The sequence below is a fragment of the Bacillus sp. AFS041924 genome (assembly GCF_002577195.1).
Taxonomy (GTDB): Bacteria; Bacillota; Bacilli; order Bacillales; family Bacillaceae_G; genus Gottfriedia.
This window is the reverse complement of the sequence record NZ_NULG01000099.1, coordinates 1-10,313: the sequence shown is the minus strand read 5'-3', so window position 1 is coordinate 10,313 and position 10,313 is coordinate 1. Positions and strand designations below refer to the sequence as shown.

Here is a 10,313-nt window from a genome sequence, read left to right as displayed (position 1 = left end):
TTATGGGAATTGATTTTTCATAAAAAGTAAATTTTGATTAAAATTTACTTTTTCAGTGGCCTCAAGGGAGCATCCTGGAGTGGAAATCGACGAACTACTTATTTAGTTGTACAATGTTTGCTTAATTAGCCAAATAGACTGCCAGCGATTTTATAATCAGCTTAGAAGAGATACAAATCTCTTCTTTTTTTTGCAGTTTTTTTGAATATTGTGTTATGAATTCCTCTTTTATAAATATAGATAAGATGTTGACTTTATTTAAAATTATATAGTTATTTGAAAATTTTGAATAAGTTACAAAAACAAAAAGGTACATTTTGAGAAAGGGCGAATTAGTTATGAAGGACTTCGAGATTGTTCAATAGTCGCTGTTAACTATTAACATTAATAGTTTTAATAAAAAGTTTTATGATTTGCCGATTCCCATATACATAAGCATCAAAGATCCTACATTGAGAAAAGAATAAGGAGGTTCAGAGTTTCAAAAGTTGGGAAGGGAGCGGCTTAAATCGAAACGTCGTCTATTGTTTAACAGTGCTTAAAATCAATCATAAGACTTTGCATTTTTAATTGCGTAAATGTTTTTTTAAATGAGGAAAATTAAGAATGACTAGTAAAATAAATTTTGAAAGTAGGGTTATTATTGAGAATTAAAGGTAATATCGTAAAAAAACATGATGTAGTACATTGTATGGTTTCGACTGAGGCTCAATTTGCATGGGATCTATTGAAGAAAACAAAATATCGATGTATTCCAGTTTTAAGTGAAAACGATAAAGAATATGTTGGAAATCTTTATCGTGTTGATTTAGCTGAGTATTTAGTAGATAACGAATCGTTGCAAGGCAAAACTGTAAATGACTTTGTTCGTAAAGAATGTCCACCAATACAAGAAGATTCACCATTTTTTAAAGTGTTTTTTACGATCAAACGTTTTCCGTACTTAGCGGTAGTTAATGATTTAAATGAATTTGTTGGGATTTTAACACATAAAACAGTTTTTGAGTTATTAGAAGAAGCTTGGGGATTGAAGGACGGCGGTTACTCTTTAACTGTAAGTACGATGGAACATGAGGGTGCATTAGCAAGACTAGCTAAGCTTGTTAATAAATATTCTAACTTGAAAAGCTGTATTACACTTGACAGTGATTCGGTTTACAGAAGAATTTTAATTACACTACCACCTACAATTAGTGAAGAAGACTATAATAAATTGAAAAAGGATATTATTAAAAAAGAGTTTCACATTATGCATGAAGAGATTGCAACAAGTCATGTAGCACAAAAATAACAAGAAGAGCAAGGGGAATCATGAGGCCCTTTGCTCTTTTTAATTTAATCTATCTTTTTATTTTCTCGTTTACTGCAAGTGTTTCATTCATGCTTATTATGTACTTCATGATTTGGTCTATTATTTTTCTTAAACGAATCGAATTTTAATAGTAGGAGAGTTATACTTTCCTGAGGGTAGCTAAGTGGTTTTTCTTTTGCTTCTACCATTGAATTGCCAACAACATAACTGATTGTTAGAAAGCCAATAATTAAAACTAATGTGACGATCAAAGCGATTGTGATGAGAATACGCTTAATACTTGCTCGTAATACTCTACTGTTTGTTATTTTCATCAGAAAACTCTCCCCCTTAGGACAACACAGTTACCTGTATCATTTTATTACCTAAAGGAGAGAGTCATGACAAGCTGATTAAACTTTATTAATTTTTTCATATTCCTCTTGGATTTCACGTGATCGAACAGTTGCTTCAATAAAACAATTTAAAAATGAATTAGCAACTTCACGGTCTTCAAGAACAGATATTCCGGCTTGAGTTGTACCATTTGGACTTGTAACCTTCTTCCTCAATGTTAGAGGGGATTTATTCGTTTCTTGAAGCATTGAAATCGATCCCATTAGAGTTTGTTGAATAAATGGTTTGGCAATATCTCGATGTATACCTAGCGCCATCGCAGCTCGTTCAAATTGTTCGATGACATAATAAATATAGGCTGGACCACTACCGAATAACCCAGTCATAGCATGCAACTCGTCTTCTTCAACTTTCGCGACAATACCAACGCGCTCAAATAATCTTTTTGCTGTTTGTACTTTTTCAAATGGAACTTCATCTGGATAAGCAAGAGCTGTGGCAGATTTCCTAACTAATGAAGACGTAGTTGGCATTGCTCGAACAACATTTATATTTTCATTTCCAATTAACTGCTTAATCGTACTAATTGATACGCCTGCAACTAAAGAAATGATTAGTTGTTTTTCATTAAAATGAATTTTACATGAATCAAGTGCGACGGCAACATCTTTAGGCTTCATCGCTAAAAAAACTACACTAGATCCAGAGATTGCTAGCTGACGATTAGTAGTAGCTAATACACCATATTTTGTATGTAAACAATCTAAACGCTCTAAGTCCTCCTTATTAGTGATCGCAATTTGATCACACTCAATATATCCACTATCAATTAATCCTGCAATTAATGCTTCTGAGATACTACCTGCTCCAATAAACGCAATTTTTCCTAGAAACATTACACTCACCTCACCTATATTGTAATAGATATTTATATTAGAGAAATAAATGTTATATTCCTTGTTGACATATTGGTTTTATTTATTTTTTATCTATTTTTAAAAAAAGTTTTTCAAGCAGGTGGAACAAGAAGGTATTTTATGGCATTGATTCTGTCTGTGAGACTTGAATTTCTTAACCATTCCTCTTGTCTTTTTAATAAATTTGATGCATCTTTATTTGTATTTTTTAAAATGTATATTAGAATTAACTGTAAGAAGATTCAGATAAGGAGGAAATAGAATGATCCCTGAAGATAAGATTCACCAAATTACACTCCCGGTGCCTTATGCAATGAATACTGTAAATGTTTTTTTAGTTGAAGGAGATTTATTAACTTTAATTGATACGGGAACAAATACAGCAGATACACTAGACGCACTTAAAGGGGAATTAGATAAAATCGGTTATAAATTAGAAGATATTGAACAAGTCATTTTAACTCATCATCATCCTGACCATGCTGGTTTATTAGAGGAGTTTAATGAAGATATAAAGATTTTAGGCCATGAACGAAATATTCCATACTTAACGCAAGATGAATCATTTTTAAATTACTATAATGAGTATTTTATTGAAAATGCAATATTATATGGTGTTCCTATGGAGTATGTAAAGAGAATGCCACGTACGACGGAGAAAATGCCATATACTAGTAAACGTTCATTGACTCATATTATTGATGAAGGCGATCGAATTGATAGTATTTTTGGTTTGAAAGTATTGTACACACCTGGTCATGCAACCTCCCATATCACTTTAATTAGTGAGGATGATGGCATTGCTTTTGGTGGAGATTTATTATTAGATAAGGTCTCGTCAAATCCAATCATTGAGCCTCCATTAAATGGTGAAATAAAACGAGTAAAGCCATTACTTCAATATAATCACTCTTTACAAAGAATAGCAGAACTTCCAATTTCAAAATTATATACTGGACATGGTGACCCAGTTACAGATATTAAAGGATTAGTAAAAACTAGATTAGAAAAGCAAAAGGTTAGAGCTGAAAAAGTATACGAAATGATTAAACAGCAACCGTTAACTGCATATGAGGTTTGCCAAATGCTATTTCCAAAGGTTTATCAAAAACAACTTTCACTTACTTTATCTGAAACAATTGGTCAATTAGACTATCTGGAAAACTTAGGTTTTATTAGTTTAAATGAACGAAATGATGGTATACTTGAGTATAAAACAAATGAGCATTCAGTTAGTCAATAATAGAGGTGGAAATTTTTGAGGTTAAGTTACCAAACAGTAGTTATAACAGGTGCTTCGAGTGGTCTTGGGAAAGATTTAGCTTTAGCAGCAGCAAAGAAAGGCGCTAATATCGTCTTAATGGCTAGAAGAGAGGCTGAGCTAAAAAACTTAAAGGCAAAAATACAAGAAGATTTTCCGGTTAAATGTCATTATTTTGTTGTAGATGTGACAGATGAAAATGCAGTATACGATGCATTTCAGCAAATCGAGGAACAATTTGATGGAATTGATGTATTAATAAATAATGCAGGTTTCGGGATATTCCAAACAGTTGAACAAATGTCACTTCAAGAAATGAAGCAAATGTTTGATGTGAATGTATTTGGGGTCATGACTTGTTCGAAGCTTGCACTTACATCTATGAAACTAAAAGGTAAGGGTCATATTATTAATATCGCTTCCTTAGCTGGGAAGATTGCTACTTCGAAGGCTGCAGCTTATGCAGGCTCTAAGCATGCCGTATTAGGATTTAGTAATGCCTTAAGACAAGAAGTTGAAAAAGATGGAATCTATATTACAAATGTAAATCCGGGTCCGATGGATACACCGTTTTTCGATATTGCAGATGAATCAGGATCATATGCTAAATCTGTTCGTAAGATGATGCTGGACCCTGAGAAAGTTGCTTCAAAAGTAATTTCATTAATTGGCAATAATATTCATGAAGTCGATCTACCTTCATGGATGGGATTTGGAGCAAAGATTTACTCTTTATTCCCAAGAGCAAGTTATTATTTTATGATGAAATTCGGCAATAAAAAATGATTATAGTAGTTTATAGAGACTTTAAAATATAGGATAGAAAAAGAGCTTTTTAGAGAAGCTCTTTTTTTATTTAGGCTCTGTTAATATTANNAGACCCCGGAGGCTTGCTCAAGGAGGCTAAAGTCGCGAAGTACCTGAAATGGAAAATCAACATTCTTTTTTAACAGAGACACCCATGCTAATGAAAATTCGCACCATGGCGCATGAAAATATTTTGGTTAATTTTCAGGGTAGCCTTTATTTAAATTAAACAATTTTCCAAAAATGACAATCGTAAAATGACTTGAGCTAGATTATTATTTTGTTCGAAGGAAACGCTAATGTTTTTTCATTAGTCTAACTTCATGAGCTTTCAACTATATATATATTAATGAGATATAAGTGAAAGATGGTGGGGTAGTATGGCTAAAAGAGATTATTTAATAAAACCGCTAGTAGGTGAAAACTATCCAACAATTGATCGAGGAGAAACGATCTACTTATGGGACAAGCAAGGAAAAAAATATATTGATGGATCCTCAGGGGCTGTTGCGGCAAGTATCGGTCATGGTGTCAAGGAAATAATTGATGAAATGGTAAGGCAAGCTTCAAAGGTTGCGTTTATTTACAGATCCCAGTTTACTAGTGAGCCAGCAGAACAATTAGCCGAAAAAATAGGCCAGCTAGCACCTAGTGATTTGAACTGGAGTTTTTTTGTTAATAGTGGGACAGAAGCAACTGAAACAGCTATGAAAATGGCCATTCAGCATTTCCAAGAAAGAGGAATTCATACAAAAACGAAAATAATATCAAGAAGTATGAGCTATCATGGCATTACGATCGGATCCTTATCTATGTCAGGTCATCCTTTAAGAAGGAAACGTTTTACTAGTTTACTAGAGGATTATCCAATGGTAGAAGCGCCATATTGCAAAAGATGTCCCTACGAATTGGAGCCAGGAAAATGTGGATTGCTTTGTGCGACTGCACTTGATCGCACCATCCAAAAATTAGGCTCTGAAAATGTAGCGGCCTTTATTTGTGAGCCGATTGTTGGTGCCGCTGGGGCTGCGTTAACTCCTCCAAAAGGATATTATGAAAAAATTAAAGAAATTTGTGAAAAACACGATGTTTTACTTATCGCGGACGAAGTGATGACAGGAATCGGTAGGACTGGCGAAATGTTTGGAATGAATCATTGGGACTGTGTGCCAGATCTATTAGTCCTAGGAAAAGGATTAGCAGCTGGCTATACGCCGATCGCTGTAGCAATTGCAAGTGATCGTGTCATGCAACCAATTCTAGAAGGAAGTCGACTTGTTATGAGCGGACATACGTTTAGTGCGAATCCACTTTCCGCAAGTGTCGCTTTAGCTGTTTTAAACTATGTTGAAAAAAATGGATTAGTACAAAATTCTAAAGTTCAAGGTAAAAAGATTAAATCAAAACTAATAGAGTGGCAGAAAGAGTTTCCTTTTATTTTTGATGTTCGAGGTGAAGGGTTACTTATAGGCATTGAGATTAACGATAATTTATTTGATTGTAAAAGTGTAACAAATCGTGTGATTGAGATTGCGAAAGAACAAGGATTATTACTATATCCATCAGTTAGTGGTCCATACGGAAGATCTGAAAATAGTTTCTTGCTTTCTCCACCTTTAGTCATTACTGATGAACAAGTAGATGAATTACTAACATTATTAAAGAAAGTATTTAAAGCGCTAAATAAAGAGGCAAAGGAGATTGTATAATGGCAATCAATACTTTCGGTAAAATCATTAGTATTGAAGAAGCTTTGCTTTATTTTAAAAATGATATGGTGTTAATGTTTGGTGGTTTTGGAGGTATCGGCAACCCTCCCACACTAATAACGGGCATATTAAACAAGGGGGTTAAAGGTCTTACCCTAATTGGAAATGATACTGGTTTTCCTGATGTCGGGATCGGACAATTGGTGACTGCTAAACGAGTTAAAAAAATGATTACAACACATATTGGATCAAATCCGAATGCTGGAAAACAAATGACAGATGGCACGTTAGAAATTGAATTTAGTCCTCAAGGTACGTTTATTGAACGGATTCGAGCAGGTGGCGTTGGTCTAGGTGGTGTTTTAGTAGATATAGGGATTGATAGTGTAATAGATGTGGATAAACAGAGGGTGAATGTATTTGGGAAGGAGTATTTAGTAGAGACTCCATTAATTTCAGATGTTTCAATTGTATACGCGAAAAAAGCAGACCCGTTTGGGAATTTAGTTTTTGATAAAAGTGCACGAAATACAAATCCTTATGTAGCAATGGCCGGAAAAATCACAATTGCTGAAGTCGAGGAAATTGTACCACTTGGGGCATTAGAGCCTGAGGAAATTATTGTACCTGGCGCATTTGTCAACCACATTGTTCAATCGGAAGGGGTGAATTGGAAGTGGGTTTGGGAAAAATAAATCCTCGGGAAATGATGGCAAAAAGGGCAGCCAAGGAAGTAAAGAACGGTATGATTGTGAATCTGGGAATTGGAATTCCTTCACTTATTCCAAATTACTTACCAGATGATATTAACGTTATGTTTCATGCAGAAAACGGTGTGCTAGGATTAGGTCCTACCCCACAAAAAGGTGAAGAAGATGAGAATTTATGTAATGCTGCTGGTTTACCTGTAACACTAATACCAGGATCTAGCTATTTTGATAGTAGTATCGCTTTTGCAATTATTCGAAAAGGTTTATTAGATTTAACGGTTTTAGGCGCATTAGAAGTAAGTAAAAATGGTGATCTAGCAAATTGGATTGTACCTGGAAAAAGAGTACCGGGAATAGGTGGAGCAATGGACCTAGCTCAAAAATCTAAAAAAGTAATAGTTTTAATGAATCATACAAATAAAAATGGTGATCCGAAAATAGTGTCTGAATGCACACTGCCTCTTACATCGCCAAATTGTGTAGATTTAATCATTACTGAAATGGCCGTAATTGAAGTGAAGAAAGAAAGTGGAGAGCTTTGGTTAAATGAAGTTATGTCTCCATATTTAGTCAGCGATGTAATTGAGAAAACTGGTGCACCATTACTTGTGAACCCAAATGTTATAGTTCATCGTTGGGAGTGATCAAAATTGGATTTAAAAACAAAAATTAATGGATATATTGATAAAAATAAAAGTAATGCAATTGAATTACTTCAACGTCTTGTTCGTGAGAAAACTGTATCAGGAAACGAAGCAAGTGCACAAAAGATTGTCTCGAATTATTTACAGGCACTTGGATTAGATATTGATCAATGGGAGCCATCATTTGAGGAATTAAAAAAATCGTCCTATTTTATTTCTGAACGAACTTCATTTAAAAACAGCCCCAATATCGTTGCTACTTTAAAAGGGTCAGGAAATGGTAAGTCGATTATTTTAAATGGACATATCGATGTTGTTCCTGAAGGTGAGTTAAGTAGTTGGGAACATCATCCGTATAGCGGTAAATTGATAGGTAATCGATTATACGGCAGAGGAACAACTGATATGAAGGGCGGAAATGTTGCTGCTCTTTTAGCAATTGAAGCAATTAAAAAATCAAATATTCGTCTAAAAGGTGATGTATATTTTGAAAGTGTTATAGAAGAAGAAAGTGGAGGGGCAGGTACACTAGCAGCCATTTTACGAGGATACGAAGCAGATGCAGTTCTCATACCAGAACCGACAAAAATGAAAATATTTCCGAAACAACAAGGTAGTGTTTGGTTTCGAGTGAAAGTAAAAGGGAAAGTTGCACACGGTGGAACGAGATATGAAGGGGTTAGTGCGATTGAAAAAAGTATATCAGTTATAAATCATATTCATCAATTAGAAAAAGTACGAAATATAAGATTACAAGATGATCCTCTTTATAAAAATGTGCCGATCCCAATTCCAATTAATATTGGAAAAATAAAAGGGGGGACTTGGCCATCATCTGTCTCTGATCTAGTTATTCTTGAGGGAAGACTAGGCGTTTCACCAATGGAAACAATTGAAGATGCTAAAATCGAATTAAGAAAATGGCTAAAAACACTCTCCTTAATGGATGACTGGTTTATTGAAAATCCAGTAGAGGTTGAATTTTTTGGTGCAAGATGGTTACCTGGTAGTATCGATCTTGGACATCCGTTTATGGAATCACTAAAAAAATCCTATCAATTAGTCTATAAGAAAGAACCAATTATTGAAGCCTCTCCATGGGGTACGGATGGTGGATTATTTACTCAAATAAAACAAATTCCTACTATTATATTTGGACCAGGTGAAACGAAGGTTGCACATTATCCAAATGAATACATTGATTTAGATGAATTACTTCGTTGTGCAAAAGTAATTGCCTACACTTTACTAGAGTGGTGTGGCGTAGATGAATAAATGTTTGGGTAAAAGATCTTTCATCGATTGACTAAAGAATTTTCTATTCATGATTGTAGAGCCTTAGAATTTATTCTAAGGTTCTTTGTGTAGTCAATTAGGTAATAAATCCTTAACTTGCAACAAACATAAAGTGGCTCCTCAACGTATATAAAATACTGATAGTTAAAATGGAATTTGGAACACTAATGGGTAAAAAGATAAAGTGAGGACTTATATGCGAAAGATAACTTTATTTTTTCTATGTCTATTTATGTGTGTACAGCTGCCAGGAAGGACAAATGCTGCGGAAAAAATTCCAATTTTAATTTATCATTCAATCGATGAATTTACAGGACATGGGGTAAAGGATTTGTTTGTCTCACCAGAAAATTTTGAAAAACAGATGATTTATTTACGTGATCATGGCTTTTCTCTATTAACCTTTGAACAATGGGGAGATCGTAATAAAGTAAAGAAACCTATATTTATTACGATTGATGACGGTTATAAAAATAATTTAAATGTAGATAAAATATTTCAAAAATTGAAATCGGATTTATTTCAACCAAAGGCAACAATTTTTGCGATATCCGACTATATTGGATGGGTGGACCGACTTTCTAGTTCGGATTTAAAAAAGATGTCTGATTCAGGGATGTTTTCGATCCAATCTCATACTGCTACTCATCCTGATTTAAGGAAGATAGAAAACTATAAGCATGAGTTGAAGGATTCGAAAGATAAAATTCAAACAATTACTGGAAAGCCTGTCATAGCTTTATCATATCCGTATGGTAATTATAATGATAAAGTAATTGAAGAAACGAAAAAGTATTATACATATGCAGTGGCGACTGAACCCAAATATTATACTGAAAAAGGTACAAAGAATGAAAACTACCGATTACCTAGAATCTATATTAAGTATGCTACTACTATGGACGAATTTGCAAAGCTTGTAGAAGGACAGGCAAAGGTTATTGTAAATTTTAGGGAGACTGAGACTATTTTTGAAAATTGATAGAGTTTTCTCTTAGCCCATTTAGCTTTAGAACAAATACAGCTTAATTGTCTGAATCTTAAATGCTAATAATAGTGTTGTTAATCTGAAAATGAAAAACGCTCAATTCTAACCAAACAGAATTGAGCGTTATTTGTTTTAACAACTAAGATTGGTCGTTATTGAAAGGACATAATAAAATTTCACGTAGCAAAATTTTATCTTTTTTTATTTGGCTCTGTTAATATTAATTGTTGATTTCTAGTTAATCGAGACTAATTGAAATGGAAGGTGCGAAGACTCCTATGGGAAATGCGGGAAACTTGAGACCCCTAAAGGCTTGCTAAAGGAGGCTCAAGT

10 protein-coding genes are annotated in these 10,313 nt (G+C 34.0%); 8 read left to right on the top strand and 2 right to left on the bottom strand.

The genetic code is table 11. The features are described 5' to 3' along the window. Positions 1 to 643 precede the first annotated feature (643 nt). Positions 644 to 1,291 carry a cyclic di-AMP binding protein CbpA gene (gene cbpA / locus COC46_RS17405; RefSeq protein ID WP_098811189.1) on the top strand — a complete coding sequence of 216 codons (648 nt, stop codon included), beginning with the start codon at positions 644 to 646 and terminating at the stop codon, positions 1,289 to 1,291. 83 nt (positions 1,292 to 1,374) lie between these two features. Here the strand turns inward: cbpA and COC46_RS17400 are convergent, their stop codons facing one another. Both COC46_RS17400 and proC read right to left on the bottom strand, forming a co-directional pair. Then, positions 1,375 to 1,626, bottom strand: coding sequence for a hypothetical protein (locus COC46_RS17400; RefSeq protein ID WP_098811188.1), 252 nt, complete (start codon positions 1,624 to 1,626; stop codon positions 1,375 to 1,377). Between the two features lie 78 nt (positions 1,627 to 1,704). Continuing rightward, positions 1,705 to 2,544, bottom strand: coding sequence for a pyrroline-5-carboxylate reductase (proC, locus tag COC46_RS17395; RefSeq protein WP_098811187.1), 840 nt, complete (start codon positions 2,542 to 2,544; stop codon positions 1,705 to 1,707). Between the two features lie 283 nt (positions 2,545 to 2,827). Here proC and COC46_RS17390 point away from each other — a divergent pair, with 283 nt between their 5' ends. The 7 genes from COC46_RS17390 to COC46_RS17360 all read left to right on the top strand — a co-directional run bounded on the left by COC46_RS17390 (position 2,828) and on the right by COC46_RS17360 (position 9,974). Continuing rightward, positions 2,828 to 3,808, top strand: a complete 981-nt coding sequence (locus COC46_RS17390) for an MBL fold metallo-hydrolase (RefSeq protein WP_098811186.1) — start codon at positions 2,828 to 2,830, stop codon at positions 3,806 to 3,808. Between the two features lie 15 nt (positions 3,809 to 3,823). Then, positions 3,824 to 4,612 carry an SDR family NAD(P)-dependent oxidoreductase gene (locus COC46_RS17385; RefSeq protein WP_098811185.1) on the top strand — a complete coding sequence of 263 codons (789 nt, stop codon included), beginning with the start codon at positions 3,824 to 3,826 and terminating at the stop codon, positions 4,610 to 4,612. 401 nt (positions 4,613 to 5,013) lie between these two features. Next, on the top strand, positions 5,014 to 6,342 hold the full coding sequence (locus COC46_RS17380; protein ID WP_098811184.1) for an aspartate aminotransferase family protein: 1,329 nt from the start codon (positions 5,014 to 5,016) through the stop codon (positions 6,340 to 6,342). A gap of 65 nt (positions 6,343 to 6,407) precedes the next feature. Then, positions 6,408 to 7,037, top strand: a complete 630-nt coding sequence (locus tag COC46_RS17375) for a CoA transferase subunit A (RefSeq protein ID WP_255294951.1) — start codon at positions 6,408 to 6,410, stop codon at positions 7,035 to 7,037. Positions 7,038 to 7,048: 11 nt separating this feature from the next. Then, positions 7,049 to 7,696: a 3-oxoacid CoA-transferase subunit B gene (locus tag COC46_RS17370; RefSeq protein ID WP_369700064.1), complete on the top strand. Its 648-nt coding sequence runs from the start codon at positions 7,049 to 7,051 to the stop codon at positions 7,694 to 7,696. A gap of 6 nt (positions 7,697 to 7,702) precedes the next feature. Continuing rightward, positions 7,703 to 8,971, top strand: coding sequence for a peptidase (locus COC46_RS17365; protein WP_098811181.1), 1,269 nt, complete (start codon positions 7,703 to 7,705; stop codon positions 8,969 to 8,971). Positions 8,972 to 9,188: 217 nt separating this feature from the next. Continuing rightward, positions 9,189 to 9,974: a polysaccharide deacetylase family protein gene (locus tag COC46_RS17360; RefSeq protein ID WP_098811180.1), complete on the top strand. Its 786-nt coding sequence runs from the start codon at positions 9,189 to 9,191 to the stop codon at positions 9,972 to 9,974. The last annotated feature ends 339 nt before the right edge of the window (positions 9,975 to 10,313 follow it).

Coding starts and splice junctions, on each gene's coding strand:
- COC46_RS17375 (WP_255294951.1), top strand. CDS start 6,408: ATGGTGTTAATGTTTGGTGGTTTTGGAGGTATCGGCAACCCTCCCACA.
- COC46_RS17360 (WP_098811180.1), top strand. CDS start 9,189: ATGCGAAAGATAACTTTATTTTTTCTATGTCTATTTATGTGTGTACAG.
- COC46_RS17400 (WP_098811188.1), bottom strand. CDS start 1,626: ATGAAAATAACAAACAGTAGAGTATTACGAGCAAGTATTAAGCGTATT.
- proC (WP_098811187.1), bottom strand. CDS start 2,544: ATGTTTCTAGGAAAAATTGCGTTTATTGGAGCAGGTAGTATCTCAGAA.
- COC46_RS17380 (WP_098811184.1), top strand. CDS start 5,014: ATGGCTAAAAGAGATTATTTAATAAAACCGCTAGTAGGTGAAAACTAT.
- COC46_RS17390 (WP_098811186.1), top strand. CDS start 2,828: ATGATCCCTGAAGATAAGATTCACCAAATTACACTCCCGGTGCCTTAT.
- COC46_RS17370 (WP_369700064.1), top strand. CDS start 7,049: ATGATGGCAAAAAGGGCAGCCAAGGAAGTAAAGAACGGTATGATTGTG.